A 25403-nucleotide genomic window follows, 5' to 3' on the forward strand; every position below is an offset into this window, starting at 1 on the left:
TAAATTGATATAATATATAGTTAAATTAAGCATGTCACTGAATAAAACAATATACGAAGGTAAAGCGAAAGCCATTATTGAAACTGAAGACTCATCAACTGTTATACAGCACTTTAAAGATGATGTTACAGCATTCAATAAGAAAAAATATGAAATTATTGAGAGCAAAGGAATAATTAATAATCATGTTAGTGCTTTTATCATGGAAAAGCTTGAAGAAGCAGGAACTAGCACGCACTTTATAAAAACTCTAAACGAAAGAGAACAGCTAGTCAAAAAGCTCAAGATAATTCCTCTTGAGGTGGTAGTTAGAAATGTTGCAGCTGGCAGCTTTTGCAAACGTTTTAATATCAAAGAAGGTGAGGCACTTACATCTCCTATAATCGAGTTTTTTTACAAAAATGATGACCTAGGCGACCCAATGGTGAATGAAAATCACATACTGTATTTTGATTGGCTATCTAGCAAAGAAATGGATGAAGTTAAAACTACAACTTTAAAAATCAACGAAATCTTAGTCCACCTATTTTCAAATGCAAGTATATATTTAGTTGATCTCAAGTTAGAATTTGGCAGATTAATAAATGACAGTACTAAAATCATTTTAGCCGATGAAATCAGCCCTGATAACTGCAGGTTATGGGATAAAAATACTTATAAAAAGCTAGATAAAGACGTCTTTCGTTTGAATTTAGGAGATTTAAAGGAAGCGTACCTAGAAGTTGCAAAAAGACTGTCAGTAAAGTTAGATTAACTAAATACTACTCTATCAAGTGGAGGGTTACATGCCTCATCAAGTTTTCCAATAATTTCAATTTTTTCTCCACGTTTTTGGAAATGATTTTTCACGTTTTGCATATTCTCAGGACTTACGATTAATACCATGCCAATACCACAATTAAATGTTTTTAGCATTTCTTTCTTCTCTATTTTACCCTCCTTTGTTAGCCATAAAAATATATCTGGCCATTTCCAGGAATTAATGTCTATGTTTGCAAATAAGTTTTTTGGAAGAATCCGCGGAATATTATCTATCAAGCCACCACCTGTTATATGTGCAATGCCTTTTACCTTTGGCATAATAGGCAACAAAGAATCAACATATATTTTTGTTGGTTCGAGCAACACTTCTTTCCAAAGCTGATTATTCCATGGAGATGAGTCGTTATAATTTATACCTAAGCTTTTGAAAATATGGCGCACCAAAGAAAACCCATTTGAGTGAATTCCTCTTGACTCTAAGCCAACTATATAATCACCTGCTTTCATCATGCTACAGTTTGGAAGAATTTGCTTTCGATCAACTACACCAACCACAAATCCTGCAAGGTCATAGTGATTATTACCATACATTCCAGGCATTTCTGCGGTTTCTCCACCAACCAATGCTATTTTAGCTTGCTTGCACCCCTTTGCAATGCCCTGGACCACAGATAATAAAATGTCCTTTCTCAAAATGCCTGTTGCAAAGTAATCAAGAAAAAACAAAGGCGTTGCTCCTTGTGCAAGTAAGTCATTTACACACATTGCAACTAAATCTATACCTATAGTATCATGCCTATTCACTTCTTGAGCTATCAACAGTTTCGTACCTACTCCATCAGTTGAGGAAACGAGTACTGGATGGCCATATTTCTTACTTAGTGCAGCAAAATCAAATAACGCAGAAAATGAACCTATTTCGCTGATTACTTCTTCTCTAGTAGTTTCTTGAGCAATAGGCTTGACTTCTTTTATTAACTTATTATATAGTTCAAGATCTATTCCTGATCTGATATAAGTATTCATAATCCTTCTATAAATTTCAAAATTGTTAATACTATATTAATGCCTTGATATAAAAAGTGCAACGAAACTTTCTTTTAATTGACTATTATGTGCTTATCAATATAGGGTAACTTAAATCATTTATAATTATCCAATGAACAAAAATATCAAAAACATACTGTTAACAATAGAGCTGCTATCAGGACGGCTGCTTCATGACTTTGCTAACTCTATGAATGGAATAATGTTTAGCTTAGAAGAGCTTGGAGTAATAGCTAAGAATGATGCTAACATACAGAAGGAAGCATTGTCGCTGCTTAAAGAAAGCTCTGATGATTTAATATATAAACATAAAGTTATGAAGCAGGCATATTCTTCTTCAGCAGATAATTACAGCTTTGATCAGACTAAATCCAATATCGAAAATTACTTATTAAAAAAAAAGTAAAGCTCATGTGGAAAATAGATGCATACTCTGCAAAAAATAAGGAAGATTTAATTGAAAAGATAAATAAGATAATTTCTAACATGGTGCTAACTATAGCCAGTACAGTGGCGGAAGTTGAACTAGTGTCTGTTTTACTGAGTCAAACAGAAGATAAAATGCTATTAACTATAAAAATTCTAAATGAACACAAACCGATAAGCAAATCATTAGTAGACAAATTAATCAAAAAAAATGACACTAATTTAAATACAAAAGATATTAATATCTATATGACCTCTTTATTATTAGAGTACTATAAAACTGAAATGCATTGTACTTGCAAAAATCATTTGCTGGAGATAGATTTAACTATAACTTAAGTTGCATATTTGGTTATTACAACTTTTTCTTCGTTTCAAGGCAACCGACAAGGGGTACCAAATCTAATTTTTGTAATCACTTAAGTCTAGTACTATTTTATTAATGTAGCGCTCATTCGCATCTTTGATGATAAACTTCATACCATTTTTATATTTAATGACTTCATCTACAGAAGGCACTTTACCAGCAATCGAAAGAATCAAACCACCAAGTGTAACATAGTCTTCTTCAGGGTCACGCAATTCTATTTTTAGATCCTCTTCTATATCCTTTATAAGAACCCTTGCTGACACTTCAAACTTATTTTGAGACAATTCAGTAATGATATATTCTGAATTTATTTCGTTCTCACTATCAATGTTTGGTATTAGCTCCTCTATAAGATCGGTTATTGAAATTAAACCATCAGTTCCACCATATTCATCCAATACAATAGCTAAGTATGATTTAGAAGATTTCATCCTAACAAAAAGATTAGTTGTCTTCATCGAGGGCGGAACAAATATTACGCTTTGTATAATATTTCTCAGATTAAAATTTTTATCCCTATTAAAAATAACATCTTTTACATAAAAAAAGCCTATTACGTTATCAAAGTTATTTCTATAAATTGGTATTTTAGTGTGGCAAGTGTTTTTTATCTTCTTTATTATTTCACGCTCGCTTGACTCAATGTCTACTGCGCATATCTCTGTACGTGGAGTCATTATATCCATTATACCACAATCGCGGAATTTTAATAGACCATTAAATATATTAAGGTCTGACAGATCTTTCATTAATGCTTCAGTCGCACACTTTTTCAACACAGAAGCTTTTTTGAAAAGGAAGAGAAAAATTCCATATACTATTTTTTCTACTAAGGTTCTTTTTTTACTCAATTTATTCCCTGTAATGGCAAAAACGTTTTCAGACCAGATTTATCAAGAAAACTGTTATTAAATGTTTAATAAGCATGTGAATAATGTCAAATTAATTTGTGAATTATTTGTTGATATAAAATACCAACAATTGATCAACAATTTTTTCAACGACATATACATAGTTATGTAACAATGCATGACGGTAAAATATTTTCCATAAAAGAAAATTACTAACACTCTGAACATCTTACTTATACACATAAATTATAACAGAAAATCAATAGTATAAAGAAGTTTTTAACATATTTATCCACAAATTAAACAACGCCAATTTTTACTGAATTTTAAGTTAGTAACAAGTTGTTGATAGAATTATTATTACTACTATGCTTTAATATACAAAAGAATAGATAAAATAGATTGGAAAGCAGCAAAACAACAATAATAGAAGTTATCAAAAAAAACGAGCCAGGTGAAAGAGTGCCTATTTGGCTAATGCGTCAGGCTGGCAGGTCTCTTCCTGAGTACCGCAAAGCAGTGGAAAATATGAATAATTTTATGGAGATATGCTACAATACAGATTTAGTGACAGAATTGACGTTACAGCCAGTGACAAGATTTGACGTGGATGCGGCAATAATTTTTTCAGACATTTTAATAATAGCTGATGTTTTGGGTTGTGACGTGAATTTCCTGCGCAATGTGGGCCCGAGAATAAAACCTATAAAGAATCCTAAAGAATTGAAAAGTCTACAAGACATTGAAGCTAAAATTTTACCAATTCTAAACGCTATAAAGAAAGTCAGAAGTCAGCTATCAAAAAAAAAGCCTCTTATAGGATTTGCTGGTGGCCCATGGACAGTAGCTTCATATATCATAGAAGGTGGAAGCAGCAAAACTTTTTCCAAAATATTAAATTTTTACCCTCCGTATTTGAAGGAAATAATTGAACGAATAACGGAAGCAACGATTATTTATCTAATTAAACAGATAGAATTTGGAGCAGATGTTATTCAGCTATTTGACAGTAATGCTGGTGCATTATCGGAACCATTGTTTAAAGAATATGTTATCGAACCAACAAAGAGAATTACCTTGGCAATCAAGGATAGATTTTCTGATTTTCCAATAATAGGATTTCCAAGGTCTGCTGGAAATCTTTATAAGAATTACTACGAACAAACAGGTGTATCTGCAGTAAGTATAGATTATAATGTTCCAATAGAATGGGCGAAAGCGAATTTAAAAATCCCTCTACAAGGAAATCTTAATCCTAATCTTTTAGCCTATAATAAAACGGAAGCAATAAAAGAAGCAAAGCGTATAATGGATTGTTTTAGAGGCTTGCCTTTCATATTTAATCTTGGACATGGAGTACTTCCTAATACTCCAGTTGAAAATATTGCTGAGTTAGTGAATTTGGTAAAAAGCTACTAATACAATACACAAAATTCCTAGCTTTTTTGCTGTACAGGGTTTATCATTTGAATTTAGCTTCAGTAAGATATGTCAGACCTTGCAAAAAGAATGTCCCTAATAAAACCATCACCTACGATTGCTGTAACTGATAAGGCAAATAAGTTGAAAAATGAAGGAAAAAAGATCTGTGTTTTAGCTGCAGGAGAACCGGATTTTGATACTCCAGATCATATAAAAAAAGCAGCTATTCAGGCAATAAGTGAAGGTAAAACTAAGTATACTGCTGTTGATGGAACGCGTGAGCTGAAAGAAGCAATAATTAATAAGTTAAGAAGGGATAATAACCTCGAGTACACGTTTAACCAAATCTGTGTTGGTACTGGCGCTAAGCAGGTGTTATTCAATTTGTTTATGGCAACAATTAACTCTGGAGATGAAGTTATTATTCCAGCTCCTTATTGGGTTTCATATGTTGATATGGTAAATCTTTTTGGGGGCTTACCAGTTGTAGTGGAATGCAAACAAAATTTTAAACTGACAGCGGAATTATTGAAAAGCAGGATAACTAAAAAGACTAAATGGTTAATTCTTAACTCACCGAACAATCCCGCAGGAGTTGTGTACACATATGATGAATTGAAAGACATAGCACAAATATTGCTTGAATATCCACATGTGAATGTCGTTACAGATGATATTTATGAGCATATAATATACGACGAAAAGTTTTTTACTATCACTCAGGTTGAGCCGAAGCTTTACAACAGAGTTTTTGTAGTCAATGGAGTGTCAAAAGCCTATGCAATGACAGGCTGGAGAATAGGGTATATTGCAGGTAGAAGTGATGTAGTAAAAGCCATCTCTACGCTGCAGTCTCAGAGCACTTCTAACCCAAATTCGATAGCACAAGCAGCAGCAGCAGCAGCATTAAACGGTGACCATAGTTTTTTGAAAGAAAGAACAAGGATTTTTAAGAGTCGTAGAGATTTTATGGTGAAAAAGCTAAATTCTGCTCCGGGATTATCAGCATCCATTCCGCAAGGCGCATTTTATTTATTTGTCTCGTGTGAAGGATTGCTCAGTAAGAGTACAAAAAGTGGTAAAGTAATAAATAATGATCTTGATTTCACTGAATACCTGCTAGAGGATCATTTAGTTGCTGTGGTTCCAGGGATTGCGTTTGGTCTAGAAAATTTTGTCAGAATTTCTTATGCAACCTCTCAGGAACAATTAGAAATTGGATGTGATGGTATTACTAAAGCGTGTCGGGAGTTAAAATGAAATAGACTATCCATAAATTACCCATTTCACCACGTCAAAAATATTCACTAAGGTTATCTTGAATGTTCTAACTTGTATTTTTCTATGGAAGGCGTTTTTATTGAGTGAGCAAGTGTCTTTCTAATATTGAATTCCTCATTTTTTTCATTTCGTTGCAGTAAGTTAATGTTATTTATTTTATTTACTAAATCTTTCCCTTTCTCCAGAGTCTTTAAATCACTTTCGTTAATGTGATGTTCATTGTAAAATTCTGCAACAATTTCTTTTCTTTTCGGGTGAGTATTTAAAAATTCCGACACCTGATGTTTAGCAACAGCTTGAATAAATTTCTTATTAAATCTTGAATCTTTATATAGATTTTCCAAACTTTTGTCATAATGTTTTGCTTCGTTTATAGTGAGTTTTATTATCTCTTCTATGCCACTTAGAAGTTCCCTATACAATTTGTCATATCTATTGCCTGACACATGTGTAGCGAATGTTTGTTCAATGTATTTTGTTATGTAATTTTGCAATGTATTATCTATTGTGCTTATGTTCATCAACCTACCTCAATGTTATATTAACTATTTTACATGTAGAAAGGTTAATATTGAGTTAATAGGATACTTATGAAGTCAAATTTTACTGAAAGTTATGGTATTTAATATATAATTGTTAGCATGAAATAAAAACATAAATAAAATGGATCTTGTAACAAAAGTGAAGCTCAAGATAAAGATGAATAAGGGCAAAATCATAAATATACTTATCATTTGTGGTGTAATTTTTTTCATATACCTTATTCATGAGCCAGTTGTAGATATGGTAGAAAAAATTATAAGTAAAATAAAAGGTCTCTTTTAAAAATAGAAAAAGTGAACTTTTTCCATCATCCAAACTTGAACCTGGAAAATTTAGTTAATGCATAAACTACTTATGTTGGCTACGAGTTCAACTGTATAAAATTCCGGTGAATTAAAATAAGTATTCATAAAAATATTGTTTTCTATAAACAGAGTATCTATAATACTAGCTTTGAGGTAAAGTATTGCAGAGGAATTTTTTAATCTGGTTGTTGGCGTCACTGTTTTATGCGTACCAATATATATTACGCGTAATACCAAACATAATTGCACCTGAATTAATAACAAAATTTAATATAAGTATTGTAGATGTTGGTCAGTTTGGTGGGCTGTATTATATAGGCTATACGCTTGCTCACATACCTGTTGGTCTTGCTCTTGATAGATTTGGGCCAAAGTTTGTTTTGCCTGCATGCATTGTCTTGACATTTACTGGGACATTGCCGCTGATATGTTTTGATGAGTGGTATTACTCAATACTTGGTAGAATAATTGTCGGAATTGGATCATCTGCTTCAGCAATTGGTCTCTTCAAAGTTGCAAGCATGTATTTTTCACAAGAAAAATCAGCAAGAATGGCTAGCTTGTCTATAGTAATAGGGTTACTAGGAGCTATTTATGGTGGATTGCCTCTAGATTTCTTGCTCAATAAATTTGGTTGGAATTATGTCATATACACTTTCTCAGCGTTTGGTTGTTTGCTTGCTCTGCTGTTGGTTTTAATAACACCAAGCAGTAGTTCAGAAGAAAGTGCAAGTGACAATATATTCCAAGATTTAAAAACTGTGCTTTTCAACAAACATATCATTCTAATCAGTTTTTTTGGTGGCTTAATGGTTGGGCCACTAGAAGGTTTTGCTGATGGTTGGGCAAAAGCGTTCTTATGTGAAGCATATCAAATGACTGGAGATCTGGCATCTTCACTTTCTTCGCTTATGTTTATAGGTATGGGAACTGGATCATTCTTTTTAGCTTACTTGCTCGAGAAATGTCCAGACAAACATTATGAAGTGATTATTGCGTGTTCTTTTGCTATGATTGCTAGCTTCCTCTTACTTTTCACGCAAGCTGGTGGTTTATATATTGCACTACCTGCACTTCTTGTTATCGGCTTTGCGTCTGGGTATCAGGTAATTACTATTTACAAAGCAATAAGTTATGTGAACAGTAACTTGGTAGGTTTAGCCACAGCTATATCAAACATGATAGTTATGGTTTTTGGCTATTTTTTTCATACAGGAATTGCAAAAATAATAGATTTATGTTGGAATGGAATGGTAGTACAAGGAAATCCTGTGTATGGTACTGAGTTACTAGTAAAAGCAATATCAATTATTCCTGTATGTTTGCTTTTAGCTGTTTTTGGATTTATGTGGTTAAAGAAAAGTTCTTATGACAAGTGTTTCAGAAAGGATTTGTGACTCTAAAAGTAGTCTGAAGTCTTTTGATAATGAAGTTTATCAATCTATAGAGAAAGAATTGCAGCGTCAAAAGTCGCAGTTGCAACTGATTGCATCAGAAAACTTTGCAAGTAAAGCAGTGATGGAAGCGCAGGGCTCTTTTCTGACTAATAAGTATGCAGAAGGGTATCCTGGCAAAAGGTATTACTGCGGCTGTGAGCATGTGGATAAAGTTGAAAATCTAGCTATAGAGAGGCTTTGCAAACTGTTTGGTGTTAAGTTTGCAAATGTTCAACCTCACTCTGGTTCTCAGGCAAATCAAGCAGTATTTGCTTCACTGCTTACTCCGGGCGATACGATACTTGGATTATCGCTGAGTTGTGGTGGCCATCTAACTCATGGTGCAACACCTAGCCTTTCTGGTAAGTGGTTTAAGTCAGTTCAGTATACAGTTAACAAAGACACTTATCTGCTCAATATGGATGAGATAGAAAAGCTTGTGCTGGAGCATAAACCCAAATTGATCATAGCTGGCGCTTCTGCTTATCCAAGGAAAATGGACTTCAAACGTTTTCGCGAAATTGCAGATAAAGTTGGTGCTTATTTGCTTGCGGACATTTCTCACTATGCGGGACTTATTGCAGCAGGTGAATATCCGTCTCCTGCTGAATATGCACATGTTATGACTTCCACAACTCATAAAACTCTGCGAGGTCCTCGTGGTGGGGTGGTGATGACAAATGATGAAGCATTACACAAAAAAATTCAATCTGCAGTTTTTCCAGGATTGCAGGGCGGGCCACTTATGCATGTAATAGCTGCAAAAGCTGTTGCATTTAAAGAAGCATTAGCGCCAGAGTTTAAAACTTATAGCAAGAAAATCGTGGAAAATGCGAAAGTACTAGCTCAAGAATTGCAAAAGCATGGACTCAACATTATAACCGGTGGCACTGACTCTCATATAGTGCTAGTTGACTTAAGATCGCAGAAATTAACTGGAAAAGACGTTGTAGATAGCCTTGAGAGGGCTGGCATTACCTGCAATAAAAACTCTGTGCCATTTGATACAGAGAAGCCAACCATCACCTCAGGGATCCGTTTTGGCACCGCTGCTGAGACAACACGGGGACTTGAGGCAGAAAATTTTAAAGAGATAGCCAGCCTAGTAAATGAAGTGGTTCAGGGGTTAATCAGCGGAAATAGCTCAAGTGTCGAAAAAGCAGTAAAAACTAAAGTTGAAAGGATTTGTAGTAATTTTCCTATTTATTAATTTATGTGGTGTCATGCAAGTAGCTGGTAGAAACGGAAAAAGTTGCTTGACAAACTCCGCCAGCCCCCTTATTGTAGTATTAAGGTTATTTATGACTCAAAACTTGTTTTTGACCTGCAGGCTCAATGACAAAATTCAGTAAAAAACTCAGAGTATTTATTGGCGGATTACATAAAATTATAGCGGCTGCATGTCTTTTTTATTTTTTCTACATTCAGCCAAATCGCGCTTATTTTAAGCGTTGGCACATTATTACAGCGCCACTTACAGTAATATAGAGTCAAAACTCGCTACTCGGGGCTTCTTTTGCCTTTTTTTTTATTTGGTAAATTTCTTAATATTTATAACTAAACGACAACCGTCGTTCCGCTATGTATTAGCGGATGAGATACCGCGAATGAATCGCGGTATGACGGTTCACGGTCGCATGACGATAAGCTCGTCATCCCGCTGCTTGTTAGCGGGATCTATTGCCAAGATACCGCGAATGAATCGCGGTATGACGGTTCGCGGTGGCATGACGGTTCGTGGCGCTATAGCAATTCGTCATCCCGCTGCTTGTTAGCGGGATCTATTGCCGAGATACCGCGAATGAATCGCGGTATGACGGTTCGTGGCGGCATGACGGTTAAGCAATTCGTCATCCCGCTACGTGTTAGCGGGATACTTGATCTTTACAGGGATGACGGTTGTCGTTTAGCCACAAACATTAAGAAATTTACCAAATGAAAAAAAAGGCAAAAGAAGCCCTGGTCATTGTCTATTTTCAGTATTTGGCGTTTTTTAAATCTTAAACACTGCAATTTAGCTGCTTTTAAACGCAACTCACCTTAGTTTAAATGTTTAAGAAATTTACTAAGCAGAAAAAAAGGCAAAAGAAACCCCGCGTTAGCTAGTTGTCACTCTCTAATCCTGCAAATTGGCGTACTATACTGTCTTAAACAACTTATAAGCGCGTTTCAGCTTATATAGGTAAAAACCCAGAAATGTTGTGAAGACATAAGGTGCACATAGTGCAAAAAATTAAAAATAAGACGCCAACTACGTTGTTTTCTTGCTGTTTAATCTGCACAGATGAAGATAACTGAATACCTTCAGCTTCATAATAAGGGGGCTGGCGAGGCTTGTCAAGGAATTTTCTTATTTCATTTAAATTGCTTGTAACCTTCTTATACACTCGTCTTTACCAAGAATCACCATGATATCGATGATTCCAGGTGCATCCATTACTCCAGTTATAGGGGCACGTAATGAGTGGTATACACCGCTTACTTTCATATCATGTGATTTTGCACATTCCTTGATCTGAGAAGATAAAAAACCCTTATTCCAATTTTCATCACCGATCTTTGACAGAAATGATGCGAGTAACTTAATTATATTGAGGTTAGATTTGACAATTTGACAAGCTTCTTCACTTAAATCAAGTGGCGGATCTTGAATATAAAACTTTGCTAAATCCAGCAGTTCGGTCAGGTAGTTTGCTCTTTTTTTTAGCTCTGTCAGTCCCTGCAGTAAATAGCCCTTTTTTTTGTCAGTTAGAGTATTTTCTCTAAGCATTAGAGTCAGAATATCTTCATTGCTCATATTACTAATATAGTGGTTATTCAAATGCTCCAGTTTTTTGAAATCGAGCCGTGCAGGTGAACGACCAATACTTTCTAAATTAAACCACTCTATTGCTTGCTCATCGCTAATAATCTCATCGTTGCCGTGACTCCAGCCAAGTCTCAGCAAGTAATTACGCATCGCTTTTGGCAATATTCCCATCTTTTCATAATCGCAAACGCTTGTGGCACCATGCCTTTTGGATAGCTTATTCCCATCTTCCCCATGGATAAGCGGCACATGTGCAAAGCGTGGAATGTCAAAATCAAGAGCCTGGTATATTAGTAGTTGTTTAAAGGTATTAGTAAGATGGTCAGAACCACGTATTATATCAGTTATTCCAGCATCATGATCGTCAATTACGACAGCAAAAATATATGTTGGAGTGTTATCAGAGCGTAAGATCACTATATCATCAAGCTGGTTGCTATTTACTTTGATTTGGCCGTATATTTTGTCATCAATGACGATCTCTTGCGAGTCTGGCACTTTGAAACGGATAACTGACCTCACACCCGATGTCATTTCAGCGCGTGACCACATGTTTTCTTCTGGATCCCAGTGTCGGCTACTTGGATGACAAGAAGGAGGTTTTGTAGTACACTTATGCTTATATATCTTGCCCTCTTCTCTTGCTTTTATTTTCTTTTCTGCAACTTCATCCTTAGGGCAATAACAGTGATACGCCCTACCCTTCTCAACTAAAAGGTTTGCTACTTCTTTATGCCGCTCTATTCTTTTTGACTGATATACTATTTCTCCATCATAACTCACACCGAGCCATTTTAGCCCTTCTATAATTGCATCAATTGCTTCTTGTGTTGAACGTTTTCTGTCGGTGTCTTCAATCCTTAGCAAAAACCTGCCACCATGATGCTTTGCATAGAGCCAATTAAATAACGCAGTACGAGCCCCACCAATGTGCAAAAACCCTGTTGGTGATGGAGCGAATCTCGTGACTACGTCTGGCATGTTATTGTTACAGTAAAGTGTAGGCTATGATACCCAAAATCTACGTTTGTAACAATGTAGATTTTATTTATCCTGAGAGATTAAATTTTATTTATTTTCAATAAGTTGTGTTGTATAATTTAGTGTTGGTTAAATATAGCGAGGTATGTTATGGGTGACTTTTTTAAAGTTGCGAGAAGAAAAGATAGAGGTGAATTTGTCATGGCTTGCAAAGAGAACATTGCTTCTGTAACTATGCGTGACAGAAATGGAAATAATCCATTTCATATAGCAGCAAGGAACAGAATACTGCTATCTGCATTAAAAGAGATTGTGAAGGACTTAGAGGTAGAAGCTGATCGAAAAACTAAAAAAGCAGAAGAAGCTAAAGATTGGAAAGAATCAGAAAGATTAAAAGAGGAACTTAAACGTAATAAAAAATATATTAAAGATGCACTCTGCGATAAAAGCTGCTTTCTTCATGGGAGAGTAGCGGTAGCTCCTCTTTATTTTTTAAATGCTGCAGAACGGGAGGAAGCTAAGCAAATCGCAGGTATAAAGGGCGGTTTTATATGTAATAGAAAATTTCATTTGTGCTTATACATAATGGGAGCTATAGCGTGTATTGCTGCCTTGTGTTTATCCTTGTACTTTTTATTTTTGGTTTCTCAATCTCTTGCACTAGCTTCAGTAGCTACAATAGCTTCTGGGGGATCTACATGTTTGTTGTTTAAGGCATGTAACGGGATATATGGCTTGTATGATGAAAGTACTATAGTGACAGATCCTGATGTTATGCAACTTTTAGATGGTGGTTTAGCTGCAGCATGAAGCTAGAAATTACTTGCAGGCAATGATATAGAAATTTACTTTCTCAGCTTAAGAAAGTATACTGATAAGATGACAGAAAAGAAGTACAGTAAGATTTTAATAGCAAACAGAGGGGAGATTGGCTGCAGGATTATCAGAACTGCCCATAAGATGGGTATATCTTGTGTGTGCGTATATTCGGATGCAGATGTAAATTCTGTGCATGTAAGACAAGCAGATGAGTCAAGATATATTGGCCCTTCGCCATCTTGCCTCAGTTATTTAAACATTGAAAAAATATGTGAAGTAGTAGTTGAAACAGGTGCGCAGGCAGTTCATCCTGGCTATGGTTTTTTAGCAGAGAATCCAGATTTTCCACGTGCTCTGCAAAAACACAATATAGACTTCATCGGGCCAAGTGCAGAAACAATAGAAGTTACAGCCAATAAAATAACAGCAAAAGAAGCAGCAAGAAAAGCTGGAGTGAATGTAGTGCCAGGATATATGGGTAAGATCAGCGATGCTGGCCACGCAGCTCAAGTTGCTAAAGAGGTTGGTTTTCCCGTTATGCTCAAAGCTGCATCAGGCGGTGGTGGCAAAGGAATGCGAATTGTAAACTCCAAAAAAGAAATTGAACTAGCATTTACATCAGCCACAAATGAAGCAGAGAAAAGTTTTAAGGATGGCAGTATCTTTATAGAGAAATATATAGAGTTGCCAAGACATATTGAAATACAAATCATAGCAGATAAATATGGCAATATAGTTTGTCTTGGAGAAAGAGAATGCTCGATACAAAGGAATAACCAGAAAATAATGGAAGAAACGCCAAGTCCATTCATTAGTGAAGAAGTAAGACAAAAAATGTATGTCCAATGTGTTTCTTTGGCAAAGCAAGTTGGCTATTTTTCAGCAGGCACTGTTGAGTTTGTTGTAGATAAAGACCAAAACTTCTATTTTCTTGAGGTAAATACGAGATTGCAAGTTGAGCATCCAGTAACAGAATTTATAACTGGAATAGACATAGTAGAAGAAATGATTAGAACTTCCTGTGGAGAGAAATTGAGATTCAATCAGGATGATATTAAACTTACTGGTTCTGCAATAGAAAGTAGAATTTGCGCTGAAGACCCATCGAAGAAATTTTTCCCTTCCAGCGGAAGAATAAAATATTACGATAAACCGGTTGAAAATGATTATGTAAGAATAGATGATGGAGTCGCTGCAGGTTCAGAAATTAGCACGTTCTATGACTCAATGATTGCAAAAGTTATAACATATGGAAAAGATAGAGTAGAAGCGATCAGCAGAATGCAAAAAGCATTGTCTGAATGCTATATAGAAGGAGTAACAAATAATATAGAATTTCTAGAATCCATCTTCCATCACCCAAATTTTATTGCAGCAAAGCTCCACACGAGATTCATTCCAGACCATTACTCTAGTGGGTTTCACGGTGATTTTGTTACAGAGGAGTATATTAAAATATTTATTTTCACTGCGTTATATGTTCATTTGGAAAATGAAGAAAGGTACCATCATAAAGCAGTGAATGAAACGCTTGTAGTTGTAATAAATGACAATAAGTGCTCTGTAGACGCAAAGTACCAAGATAATATATTAACAACAGTATATAACCACAATACATACTCTGTAGTAGGCAAGTGGAAATCAAGTTATAGGTTGCTAAACATCACGATTAACGATGATACTGATATAACACTTAAAGTAGAAAAACAAGGCAGCAAATACTTCATAAGACATGCAGGCATGAAAGCTGAGTGTTGTATATTTAAGCCTCATGTAGCTGAATTAAGTAGGTTAATGCTAAATAATGAAACAGAAGGGATTTCAGTAGATACTGTAAAATCCCCAATATCTGGCTTATTAGTTAAGTTGCACGTAAATATAGGAGATCAGGTGGAAATAGGACAACCTTTATTTGTGGTGGAGGCAATGAAAATGGAAAATATCATATGTGCTGAAGCAGCAATGGTGATAAAAAATATTCTCGTTCAAGAAGGAAAAAATGTGCAGATTGGTGATGTAGTCTGCTTTCTTAAATAACACAAGAAGTATAAACTTGACCCAAACAAGATAAATGAAAACACTTGATGAGCTATGGCAATGGCTATTGGTATGTGCAATAATAGAGTAATTACACCCAAAATGATCTGAATGATAACGGAGAACAGCATAATATATACCGGTTTTACGCTAGCATTTTTTACTGTGAGTATTACTACCAAAGCTAGTATTAGCAATGCCAGTGCTCGATGTATAAATTGCACTGTCGCTCTGTTCTCAAAGATATTCAGCCATATAGGGTGTAAGAAAAATAAATCTTCTGGAATGATTTGTCCGTCCATTAGTGGAAAGGTATTGTAAATCAAACCAGCATTTAATCCCGCAACAAACGCACCGAAAATTATTTGCATTACAATTAGGGCCAAAATCGTTCCTGCGTAGTATATAGTGTCACTACTAATCTTAAGTTTAGTTTGCTTTGGCCTGATTTGGTAATCAAAAAATTGATATGACAATAATGCAAAGACAATTAATGCTAATAATAAGTGAAGTGCAAGCCTATAGTGGCTAACATGAGGTTCAGTTGCTAAACCACTTTTAACCATATACCAACCAGCAAAAGCTTGTAAAGCTCCAAATAATAATGCCACAAATAGCCTTATTACTACCTTTTTAGATATTTTTCTTCTTAATGTAAAATATATAAATGGCAGGACAAAAACTAAACCTGTTAGTCTTGCAACCAATCTGTGTACATATTCTATTAAGTATATAGCCTGAAATTCCTCCATACTCATACCATAGTTAAATGCTTTATACTCAGGTGTAGTTTCATATTTTAATTTTTCTTGTAGCCAATCTTGTCCACTCAGTGGTGGCAATGTTCCAGTGATGGGTTTCCACTCCGTGATTGACAATCCTGCTTTTGAAAGTCTGGTAAATCCACCAATCCCCACCATGAAAATTACCATAATACAGCAGAGAAAAAGCCAAATAGCTACAGGTTTTGATTGCTTTTGTTCCATAAACCATGCTGAGTTTTGTTCCATCGTTCAGGGTAAAGAATAAATTCCCACAAGGCAAGAAAAGCTGCAATACTACGTAGCAGACTATAGAACGGAAAAAATATCAATACTATATAAAAATAAAAAGGCATCTTTTGCTGTTTGACAGCTATTACCAAAAGAATCAGGTTAGTAACGTATACCACTACAAAGTAGTACAAAAATAATTCATTTAAAACTTTAGTTAATATCAATGAAAGCAGTAAAAATGGAGTAGTAAAAAATATAAAAGCTGCAGAGCCAACAAAAAGATTCAATAGCAAAATTCCCTTAAATCCAGTGTGTTTATAAAGAGACTTTATATTTTTTAAATGAACAATATAAGTTTGCATATAGCCTTTGATCCAGCGCGCTCTTTGCTTAATCCAAGCAAATACAGCAATTGGTGACTCTTCCAATGTTTCTGAGTCAATCATCCTGGTTTTATATCCAATTTGCGCAAGTCTCAAACCAAGTTCAGCATCTTCGGTAACACTATAAGCATCCCAGAAAAACACTTCTTTTAGAATTTTTACTGAAAAATGATTACTGCTACCACCCAAAGGTATCGGTATGTTCATTTTTTGGAATCCAGGCAATAAGTATTGAAACCAGTTCATATACTCCAGAGAAAAGAATTTTGTGAGAAAATTATAATCACAATTGTAGTAATTTAATTTCGCCTGTACACAGGCAAGCTTATCGTCGTCCTTATTAAATTCAATCAGTGCTTTTTTTTAACTGCAATGGGTCTGGTTTATCATCTGCATCATATATTACTGCATACTTTCCTCTAGCAAAGCTCATAGCATAATTGCATGACTTGGCTTTTGTTCTAGGCAAAGAATGAGGCACTTTTATTACTTCAAAATACTGTGGTAAAGTGTACTTTTCTATAGCTGCTAGCGTTTCCTGGTCTTCACTTTCTACCAGAAGCTTTACATCTAATTTCGACTTTGGATAATCCAAACTTTCAATGCTTTCGATCAATTGCTCTATCACTGCGCTTTCTTTAAAAGCAGGCAATAAAATAGTATATATAGGAAAATCTTCTTCATTCAGCTTACTATAATCCACTTTTTGGTTGGAAGTTTCATATAAATTAAAAATTGTAGCTATAAACTTGAATAAATAACTAGAACATCCGATTATAAATATCAACATCAAAGCAAAATATGTATATTTCTCTGTTAGTGTTAAAATTGAAGTTACAATAAAGAAAGAAGCAAAAAATATTGAGCTTAGTTTAATGCTTTTAGCTGAAAAATTAGGATTCTTGTAATATAAGTAGTTGCTTGCAAATTCTGAAATACCAAAGTGCGAGTTAAGAAGATTTAAAATCTGTTCGCTATCCACTTTTATTAATACATAGTCAATACCGTAATGAGCTTCGACCCAACGGTTGATATCTCGGCTTGTGTCTTCAACCATAAAAAAAGTAGTATTATTTAATTTTTGCCAAGGAATTATATTAAATTTATAGTAAAAAAGTTTCTCTGGCTCTTTGCACAAACTAGAATCAAACTTAATTTTTTCTACATTATCAGCTTGAAGTATAGCCAATTGTTGCATTAAACCTAATGCAATTTTTTATTTAAGTCACGTGAAAATGAAGATATGACCTCGCTACTACGCTTATCATCTTTACGTTCATGCATTATTTTTTTTACAGCATCAGCAGCTATATTCGCTGTGTTAGTCTGTAAATCTCCAAGAGCTTTTTCAACTTGGTCAGTGACTTTCTTCAAGTTAGAATGGGCATTGTCATCTAATGTCTGATCTAGCTGCTGTCTATTGTGCTTAATGATACTATTAGCTTTATCAAGTGCTTCATTCATCATTTTATTAACTTCTGCATCTAATTCTTTGTATTTTTTAGAAGATTTTTTGTAATACTCCAACATATCTTTCCTGAATTTTTCAGTTTCTTCACTTGAAAATTTGCTTTTGTTACGCTTATTGTTAAGCGCATTTTTTATCACTTTCTTTAGCAATTTATACGAAAGGACAAAACTTACCAAGAAGGCAAGACCGATAATCAGTGATGTAGACATAAAAACCCCTAAAATTCTTTGGACACCAAATCAGCAACAAACTCCTCTTCAATTTCAGAGTTGGTCAATTTAGTATAATAAATTAAAGCAATACTAGTAGCCATTTGTTTTAACTGATCAGTATATTCAGATTTAAATTCTGCCACTTTTTCTTCAATAAGCTTGCTCTTTTTTTTGTCTTCCTCTTCTAATATATTCTTAACATTAGCTCTCATTTCTTCTACCTGAGCAAGTGCATCATCTATGATTTTTTTTGCCTGTATTCTAGCTTGGTTTAAAGCGGCATTATACTTGGCAATCTGATCTTCCGTAAGTCTTAAAAGATGAACAGAACTATTAAAAGAACCCAATACTTCTTTACTTCTAGTGCTTATTATTTCATCTAACTTTGGTAAAAATAAACAACTTACTACGAAAAAAAGTGAAGAGAAAAAAATTAAAAACCACAAAACTTGAGAAAAGAAGGTTGAAACATCAAGCTGTGGCATCTGTTAAGCAACAAATATTAATAACATTGCAAGTACAAACGCAAGCAATCCCATGATTTCAACCATGGCAGCACCAATATAAACATAACTTTTCATTTTACCTTCTGATTCAGGGTTTCTCGCAATCCCATTTAACATAGCAGAGAAGATATTAGCTATACCTAAACCAGCACCGAGCATTCCAAACACAGCTAAACCAATTGCTATAAACTTTAAAGCTACTAAATCCATATATTACCTTTAATTATTTCTTTATAATATAATTGTAAAATATTCTACAAGGAAGTCAATTACTTTACTGCATCTGACAAATATACACATGTTAATATAGTAAATATATAAGCTTGTAAAATTGCAACAAATACTTCAAATCCTATCAATGCAATTATGAACAAAAACGGCGCAGGAGTGAAAAATATGTTCATATTTACAATAAACCCTGCTATCACTTTGATGATTGTATGACCAGCAATCATATTTGCTGCAAGCCTTATTGATAGGCTAACCGGCCTTACTAAATAAGCAAACGACTTAATAATAATTATTATAGGTGCAAGCCACAAAGGAGTTCCTTTTGGTAGCAATATGCGTAAAAATTCTACTCCCCTTTCTTTAAATCCAACAATCGTTATATAAATAAAAACCACCATCGATAAAGCGAAGGTGACTATCACATGACTTGTGACCGTCAAACTATAAGGAAGAACACCAACCAAATTACATGATAAAATGAAAATAAATACTGTGAATATCAATGGAATGTGCTGCAAGCCTTTGCTTCCAGTGTTATTTTCTATTATTGAAACAACAAAATCATATACATATTCAACTGCAGCTTGCAAATATCCTGGTATTACTGACCCCTTCTTTATTCCAAAAAGCAAAAAGAGTATCACCAATATCACCGAAATCATCATGAAAAGAGATGAATTGGTAAAGCTTACGTCATACCCAAACAACCTAGGTAACTCTATTATTGTATATACTTTAAACTGTTCCAGTGGATTTAATGCCATTTTAATCTGAACTATAAACAGTAAATAAAGTATGAATTTTATAGGACAATGTCAAGAATTAAGATAAGGCTCTGTATTGTTATAACATTGATACATTAACAAAATATGTAATTAAAGTGTTAATTACAGTCAGCTCTGTATTTTAAAACTTACTAATCTTATTAAATTATTCAATATCTTGACTTAACATCTTATTTTAATTATAATTTAATTTTTAGTGAGGTATTATTATGAACGAAATAGATTTTATTAACACTAATCATCCTTTAAATTTAGAGCAGGAATTTGGTAGTGGATACATTAAACTAACAGATGGCTCCTTTAACGAATATACTGGCCATTATCAAATGGGAAGCGAAATACTAGATAAAAGCCATAATATGATAGGGAACTTAACTATTGATGGTTACATTCATAACTCCCATGAAGATAACCACAATATGAATCTTAAGCTCTCTATGGAGATAGACTTAAAAGGTGATATCGAGAAGATAAATTCTCTCTACAATAATATATAAAATTACAAAAACTTCTGCATCCTTGTTTATGATGTAGAAGTTACCTTTTATTCCATTACAACAAGCTTTAAAAGCACTACATTTTATATTACAATAACTCTTTTATTTCTTTAAAGGTTCATGAAATTCACATTATCTTGGTTATTAGAACACTTAGAAACCAATGCTAGTTTAGAAGAAATTACCGATAAGTTAACTCACATAGGGTTAGAAGTAGAAGATGTGATCGACAATACCAAATTAGCTGGTTTTATTGTTGCAGAAGTATTAGAGGTGATACAGCATCCAAATGCTGATAAATTAAAATTATGTAAAGTAGATGACGGGAGTAAAATTCTACAAATAGTTTGCGGAGCAAACAATGTTAGAGAAGGTATGAAAACTGTGCTTGCATCTCTTGGTAGCACATTGCCAGAAAGTGATTTCACAATCAAGCCCACAAAAATACGAGGAGTGCTAAGTGAAGGGATGCTCTGCTCTGCTTCTGAACTTGCGCTGATTCAAGAGAAAAGTGAAGAAATAATCGAGCTTTCTGATGATTATAAAGTAGGGGATAAATTTTTCAATTGTGACCCTGTAATTGATATAAATGTTACTCCAAACCGTGGAGATTGCTTAGGCATTTATGGAATAGCTCGCGACCTTGCTGCAACTGGAATTGGGACATTAAAGACTTTAAGTATCCCACAACTTACCAACTCCATAAATTCACCGATCGATGTTGAAGTTACTGACGGGGAAAGTTTTATTAGTGGAATATACATCGCCAATGTAAAAAATCAAGAAAGCCCAAAATGGTTAAAAGATAGGCTGAAATCGATAGGAATGCGCTCCATTTCTGCAATAGTTGACATTACTAACTATATTATGATATCTTTCAGCCGTCCAATGCACGCGTATGATGCAAAAAAAATAGAAGGAGAGCTCACAGTACGCAAAGCAAACGACGGAGAAAAATTTGCTGGTTTGAACGGTAAAGAATACTTATTAAACACGGACACAAGCGTTATTTCTGATAGTAAAAATATTCATGGAGTTGCTGGAATTATAGGTGGAAAGTGCAGTGAATGTACTCTCGAAACTACTGATATCTTTTTAGAGTCTGCTTGGTTTGACCCTATATCCATCGCTAAATCTGCAAGGCAGATGAACATCTCCACAGAATCTAGTTACAGATTTGCACGTTCAGTTGATCCTGGATTGACTCTTGAGGGACTCAATCTTGCAGCTAAAATGATTTTGGATTTATGTGGTGAAGAAGTCTCAAGCGTAGTGTCTGCCGGCAGCTTAGATAATGCTGACACCAAGGTGAACTTTGATTATCAGGATGTGAACAAGTTTGGAAGTGTGTCTGTATCGCCTGATGAAGTGTTCGATATCTTAACGAAACTAGGGTTTAATATTGATAAAAAAACCGAAGGCAATTGGAATGTACAAGTACCAAGCTGGAGACCGGACGTGACTATACCTGCTGACCTAATTGAAGAAGTAACAAGAATATACGGCTATGACAAAATAAAAGAAGAACCACTACCAAATAATGTTGAAGAAGTAGATAGTGCATACGACAATTTGCGTATTTTGATGACAAACAGAGGGTTTCATGAAGTGCTAACCTGGTCGTTTATGAGTGAATCAACAGCTGAAAAATTTGGTTACTCGAATAAGTTATTTATCATCGATAATCCGTTTAACAATAACTTTAATATGATGAGATCAAGTATTATGCCAAATTTATTGCAAGTCATTGCTGATAATATTGCCCATGGAGTACCTGATCTTGCAATCTTCGAAATTGGGCCGATTTATGATGGTGAAGCTCAGTCTAAACATGTTTTAAGTGGAATAAGAACAGGAAATAATCTACCGCGAAACCATTATAATACTGATAGGAAAGTAGATGTTTTTGACGCAAAGGCTGATTGCATAGCAGCTTTGGAGTTTTTTAACGTCAATTGCGATAATTTAACGATAGAGAGAGCAGAAAAAGAACATTACCACCCAGGAAAGTCAGGCACTCTCTCTTTTAAGAATAAAGTAGCAGGTTATTTTGGAGAGTTGCATCCTAATATATTAGATCTTTTTGACATCAAGCAAAAAGTTGTAGGTTTTGAGGTGATATTAGAAAATATTGAAAATTTACCTGTAAGTAGAAAGAAATTTATCGATTATAAATACCAAAGTGTAAAACGTGATTTTGCATTTATTGTAAATAAGGATGTGAAAGTAGGTAATATAATCAATGTGCTAAAAAAAAGCTCAGAGCTCATCACAGAAGTTTTGATATTCGATGTATACCATGGAAGTAACATAGAGCCGAACAAGATGTCTATAGCATTATCAGTTACTTTCTGCTCTCCAACTCACACTTTAACTGAAAAGGAAATCCAAAAGGAATCAAATATGATAGTTAACTTAGTGTGTGAAAGTACAAAAGGAACTTTGAGAGCTCATAATTAAGCCGTAATCACAGTTTTCTGATTTTGCTGTGTCACGTTTACTTCATCCAATCTATTTTCAATCTTGAATTCAACATCCTTGAAAAATCTATCCCACATTCCATGCAAATGCTCTTCTACTTTAGGCCATACATCATTTTTAAATGTTACCCCATCATCAGAAAATAAACTACCTAAAAAAGTTCCGATTTCTTCATAACTTGACTGAAAATGTTGAAGAAATGTCTCTACTTCTTTATGAGCACCACGTACCACACTTAACGCTTTCCCTTCTGTGCTATTATCTTTGTTTACGGTAGCTGACCATCCAATCACATTATAATTAACACCAACTTTGAGAGAGTTCCAAAACCTCCACAAACCACTCTCATTATCTTTTGGTACATTATTTATTATAAGGTTCGCTAACCTGTCTACCATAGGAGACAATAAATCTTGACAGAAGTGCTTGATATTATTCTTTATTTCAATTACAGGACCTTTCATGCGTTTTTCTGCTAAACAATACTCAAGTTCCGCTTCCTCTAATAACTTCTTGATTTCTGCTTCATTAAAAGTTTTTTCCTTGAGCCTCTCCAGTAACTTATCCTCTATTATTGCAAATTTTATTTTTTCACGAGATTCTAGTTCTTCTCTGTAATCATTTGTTGCTTTTTTATTTATCAATAATCTTTCTTTTTCTAACTCTAATTGTTCTAATGCTTCTAGAATTTCTTGGTTATTTTCTAAGTGCTCCTGTATTAATTTTGTATCTGGATGCTTTTCTCCTTTTCTATTTCGCTCATCTTCTAAGTACTTATTTAAATCCTCATTTCCTTCTATTACTTTTCTTAACGATATAGGTTGCTCTAAGCATTTTGCAGTTTCCGCTCGGTGCGCATTAATCCTTTCTACTAGACTTGGCGCATCTCCTTTTAATAGGTCACATAAACTTTTCATATACTTTGCTTGTCCTTCAAATAAAATTTGCACTTTATATTTTTTTATTTCTAAATACGCCTCTTTTATGAAGTCATTTATTTTATCTGAAGCTTCTTTTAAATTTTCCTCACTCAAAGGAATTTTTATCTCCTTTTCTAAATCTTCAAGCCGTTCCATTAGATTCTTATCCTTATTGGGTGTACCTAATAGGTTCCGCATAGATTGTTTTAATCGTTCCATTAGGCCTCGCTTTTCATCAAGTACGCCTGATTGATTTAACACAACTTTAGCTTTTTTCATTACTGATTTTATTAGCTTGCGCTCAACCTCTTGATCATTATATTCAAATTTAAAAAGGTCTTCTAACCTTCTTTTTAAGGCATCATCTTTCAGGTTACTATCCTTTCTATTTTCGTATACTTCTTTTAATTCTTCATGTATCTTTCTATACCTTTCTTCTCCCATTCCTTTTAACTCTTTTATCGTCTCTTCAGCTTCACGTAAAGCTTCTGCTGTTTCTTTAGGATACATACCCTTATAAATATCAATTATTGTCCTTTCAGCTATTTCCCCTTTTTCTTTAAGCCCTTCCCGTTCTGCTTTAAACACAGGAAGCCCTCTATCGTCCAAGTCATCTGGTACTTTTGCTCCTGCTTTTTTTAGATCTTCTAGTATCATTTCCTTTTCACTTGGCAATTCCTTACCTTGGCTCTCCAACTCTTGTTTCACGTATATATCTCTTAGCACATCTTCTAATGAAAAATCTCCTTTTCTTTTTTGTGCAAATTTAATTGCTTGTATACAGGCAACTTGATAAGCATTTTGTATTAAGTGACTTGTCAATTTAGGACCTATACTATTTACTACTTTCACTCTAAACTCGTTCAACAATTCCTTCATTTTATCATATGTAATCTCTTTCTTTTCTAGCTTTATCAGTTCTTCCATAGTCTTCGCAAATTCTTGAATAGAAGTTGCAAGGACATCCTTGATTTCATTGCGTAAGGGCTTAAGACCATTTTTTAAATTGATGTTAGTTGACAATTTCAGTACGATGCTATGCTCTGAATCCCGCGTCACATCAAACCACTTGTTATTTTCATTTTCATACAAATCTCTAAGCAATCGTTTAAATTGCGGTGGAAATTCTATTTCCATATCCCACGCAATATTTGATCCAGGAACTTCCTTTTCATGAAAAGACACCTCAATATTTTGATGCTTATTAGAATACCGCCCCATACTTATTTTAAGAGCAGTAACTAAAGAGTGAGATAAATCCCTATTTAAAAGATAAAAAGTAGCCAAAGCAATTGTTGCAGGAACAACTAAGGCTACAAGTACAGCCATATTAACAAAAATTGCTATTGCAGCAAGAACACCATATGCCAATCTTTTTGGTACACCAGTTTCACTCTTTTTTGTCTTATCTTCCCCTACACCTTCTTGTTTCTTGCTGTTTGCTTGAAATCTACTGCATACGACTAATCCCAGTGCAGTAAAAGCAATATAAGGAAGCATTAAAACTGACAGAGCTAAATTTAATACTCTTTTCTCTGGGCAAGCTCTGTTTATCTCTTTCAATATTTCGCTTGACATATTATACCAAGAGGTAAAAAAGTCAGAATTATAATCTTTATAATGAAATATACTGAGTGGAACGTTAAAATTAGCTAACGGCTCTTGTTCTTCTAACGCATCAAAAAACTCTTCTTCCTCTTCCAAAGTAACATTGGAAATAGATTCTACTTTATCTAAACCACAACTATTGTTATTAAAACCAACAACTTCTTTATAACCATCTGCAGTAACCTGATTCATATTATAACCTTATCTAAAAGCAACCTAAGTATA

Annotated in this window: 23 protein-coding genes and 1 pseudogene; 13 read left to right on the forward strand and 11 right to left on the reverse strand. The window is 34.3% G+C overall.

Going from position 1 to position 25403, the window contains the following annotated elements; genetic code table 11:
• Positions 1-31 precede the first annotated feature (31 nt).
• Positions 32-754: a phosphoribosylaminoimidazolesuccinocarboxamide synthase gene (purC, locus tag NHG98_RS01115; protein WP_096616148.1), complete on the forward strand. Its 723-nt coding sequence runs from the start codon at positions 32-34 to the stop codon at positions 752-754.
• Here the strand turns inward: purC and purM are convergent.
• A complete protein-coding gene (gene purM / locus NHG98_RS01120) occupies positions 751-1788 on the reverse strand; it encodes a phosphoribosylformylglycinamidine cyclo-ligase (RefSeq protein WP_096616146.1) in 1038 nt (345 codons plus the stop codon). The two genes, purC and purM, sit on opposite strands and share 4 nt — an antisense overlap.
• 133 nt (positions 1789-1921) lie before the next feature.
• On the opposite strand from purM, the gene NHG98_RS01125 reads away from it, so the two are divergent.
• Positions 1922-2215 carry a hypothetical protein gene (locus NHG98_RS01125; RefSeq protein ID WP_096616143.1) on the forward strand — a complete coding sequence of 98 codons (294 nt, stop codon included), beginning with the start codon at positions 1922-1924 and terminating at the stop codon, positions 2213-2215.
• Positions 2216-2220: 5 nt separating this feature from the next.
• On the forward strand, positions 2221-2574 hold the full coding sequence (locus NHG98_RS01130) for a hypothetical protein (protein WP_259245454.1): 354 nt from the start codon (positions 2221-2223) through the stop codon (positions 2572-2574).
• Between the two features lie 63 nt (positions 2575-2637).
• Here NHG98_RS01130 and NHG98_RS01135 read toward each other — a convergent pair whose 3' ends face one another.
• Positions 2638-3456 (reverse strand): transporter associated domain-containing protein, encoded by an 819-nt coding sequence (locus tag NHG98_RS01135; RefSeq protein WP_096616141.1) that lies wholly within the window; start codon positions 3454-3456, stop codon positions 2638-2640.
• Between the two features lie 402 nt (positions 3457-3858).
• Here NHG98_RS01135 and hemE point away from each other — a divergent pair, with 402 nt between their 5' ends.
• Both hemE and NHG98_RS01145 read left to right on the forward strand, forming a co-directional pair.
• Complete coding sequence (gene hemE / locus NHG98_RS01140; RefSeq protein WP_096616139.1) at positions 3859-4875, forward strand: uroporphyrinogen decarboxylase; 1017 nt, start codon at positions 3859-3861, stop codon at positions 4873-4875.
• 69 nt (positions 4876-4944) lie between these two features.
• Positions 4945-6138, forward strand: coding sequence for a pyridoxal phosphate-dependent aminotransferase (locus NHG98_RS01145; protein WP_259245455.1), 1194 nt, complete (start codon positions 4945-4947; stop codon positions 6136-6138).
• A gap of 53 nt (positions 6139-6191) precedes the next feature.
• On the opposite strand, the gene NHG98_RS01150 is transcribed toward NHG98_RS01145, so the two are convergent.
• Positions 6192-6680: a hypothetical protein gene (locus NHG98_RS01150; RefSeq protein WP_096616137.1), complete on the reverse strand. Its 489-nt coding sequence runs from the start codon at positions 6678-6680 to the stop codon at positions 6192-6194.
• Between the two features lie 488 nt (positions 6681-7168).
• Between NHG98_RS01150 and NHG98_RS01155 the strand changes: the two genes are divergently transcribed.
• The 4 genes from NHG98_RS01155 (at position 7169) to NHG98_RS01170 (ending at position 10382) form a co-directional block, all read left to right on the forward strand.
• Entirely contained in the window at positions 7169-8404 is a 1236-nt protein-coding gene (locus NHG98_RS01155) for an MFS transporter (protein ID WP_259245456.1), read from the forward strand.
• Complete coding sequence (glyA, locus tag NHG98_RS01160) at positions 8376-9653, forward strand: serine hydroxymethyltransferase (protein ID WP_259245457.1); 1278 nt, start codon at positions 8376-8378, stop codon at positions 9651-9653. The genes NHG98_RS01155 and glyA overlap by 29 nt, the downstream gene beginning before the upstream one ends.
• A gap of 397 nt (positions 9654-10050) precedes the next feature.
• On the forward strand, positions 10051-10218 hold the full coding sequence (locus NHG98_RS01165) for a hypothetical protein (protein WP_259245458.1): 168 nt from the start codon (positions 10051-10053) through the stop codon (positions 10216-10218).
• Entirely contained in the window at positions 10212-10382 is a 171-nt protein-coding gene (locus NHG98_RS01170; protein ID WP_259245459.1) for a hypothetical protein, read from the forward strand. Before NHG98_RS01165 ends, NHG98_RS01170 begins: the two co-directional genes overlap by 7 nt.
• Positions 10383-10802: 420 nt before the next feature.
• On the opposite strand, the gene gltX is transcribed toward NHG98_RS01170, so the two are convergent.
• Positions 10803-12233, reverse strand: a complete 1431-nt coding sequence (gltX, locus tag NHG98_RS01175) for a glutamate--tRNA ligase (RefSeq protein ID WP_096616772.1) — start codon at positions 12231-12233, stop codon at positions 10803-10805.
• A 150-nt stretch (positions 12234-12383) separates the two neighbouring features.
• Here gltX and NHG98_RS01180 point away from each other — a divergent pair, with 150 nt between their 5' ends.
• A complete protein-coding gene (locus NHG98_RS01180) occupies positions 12384-13043 on the forward strand; it encodes an aankyrin (protein WP_096616770.1) in 660 nt (219 codons plus the stop codon).
• Positions 13044-13112: 69 nt separating this feature from the next.
• Positions 13113-15089 (forward strand): acetyl-CoA carboxylase biotin carboxylase subunit, encoded by a 1977-nt coding sequence (locus tag NHG98_RS01185; protein ID WP_096616768.1) that lies wholly within the window; start codon positions 13113-13115, stop codon positions 15087-15089.
• Here NHG98_RS01185 and NHG98_RS01190 read toward each other — a convergent pair.
• From NHG98_RS01190 to NHG98_RS01220, 6 genes and pseudogenes are all read right to left on the reverse strand, one after another.
• On the reverse strand, positions 15038-16099 hold the full coding sequence (locus tag NHG98_RS01190) for a COX15/CtaA family protein (RefSeq protein WP_096616766.1): 1062 nt from the start codon (positions 16097-16099) through the stop codon (positions 15038-15040). The two genes, NHG98_RS01185 and NHG98_RS01190, sit on opposite strands and share 52 nt — an antisense overlap.
• Positions 16048-17656, reverse strand: a pseudogene (locus NHG98_RS06405) (glycosyltransferase family 2 protein). Before NHG98_RS06405 ends, NHG98_RS01190 begins: the two are co-directional and overlap by 52 nt.
• A 14-nt stretch (positions 17657-17670) precedes the next feature.
• Positions 17671-18147 carry a F0F1 ATP synthase subunit B family protein gene (locus tag NHG98_RS01205; RefSeq protein ID WP_096616764.1) on the reverse strand — a complete coding sequence of 159 codons (477 nt, stop codon included), beginning with the start codon at positions 18145-18147 and terminating at the stop codon, positions 17671-17673.
• 8 nt (positions 18148-18155) lie between these two features.
• Positions 18156-18635, reverse strand: a complete 480-nt coding sequence (locus NHG98_RS01210; protein ID WP_096616762.1) for a F0F1 ATP synthase subunit B family protein — start codon at positions 18633-18635, stop codon at positions 18156-18158.
• Between the two features lie 3 nt (positions 18636-18638).
• Positions 18639-18866 (reverse strand): F0F1 ATP synthase subunit C, encoded by a 228-nt coding sequence (locus NHG98_RS01215; protein WP_096616760.1) that lies wholly within the window; start codon positions 18864-18866, stop codon positions 18639-18641.
• A gap of 59 nt (positions 18867-18925) precedes the next feature.
• Positions 18926-19651, reverse strand: a complete 726-nt coding sequence (locus NHG98_RS01220) for a F0F1 ATP synthase subunit A (protein WP_096616758.1) — start codon at positions 19649-19651, stop codon at positions 18926-18928.
• Positions 19652-19881: 230 nt separating this feature from the next.
• Here NHG98_RS01220 and NHG98_RS01225 point away from each other — a divergent pair, with 230 nt between their 5' ends.
• Both NHG98_RS01225 and pheT read left to right on the forward strand, forming a co-directional pair.
• Positions 19882-20169: a hypothetical protein gene (locus tag NHG98_RS01225; protein WP_096616756.1), complete on the forward strand. Its 288-nt coding sequence runs from the start codon at positions 19882-19884 to the stop codon at positions 20167-20169.
• 120 nt (positions 20170-20289) lie between these two features.
• The gene (pheT, locus tag NHG98_RS01230; RefSeq protein ID WP_096616754.1) at positions 20290-22629 is read left to right on the forward strand and encodes a phenylalanine--tRNA ligase subunit beta; all 2340 of its coding nucleotides are present in this window, start codon (positions 20290-20292) and stop codon (positions 22627-22629) included.
• On the opposite strand, the gene NHG98_RS01235 is transcribed toward pheT, so the two are convergent.
• Positions 22626-25370, reverse strand: coding sequence for a hypothetical protein (locus NHG98_RS01235; protein WP_096616752.1), 2745 nt, complete (start codon positions 25368-25370; stop codon positions 22626-22628). The two genes, pheT and NHG98_RS01235, sit on opposite strands and share 4 nt — an antisense overlap.
• Positions 25371-25403: the final 33 nt, after the last annotated feature.

Origin of the sequence: Wolbachia endosymbiont of Aedes albopictus (assembly GCF_024804185.1) — a bacterium.
GTDB classification, from domain to species: Bacteria; Pseudomonadota; Alphaproteobacteria; order Rickettsiales; family Anaplasmataceae; genus Wolbachia; species Wolbachia pipientis_B.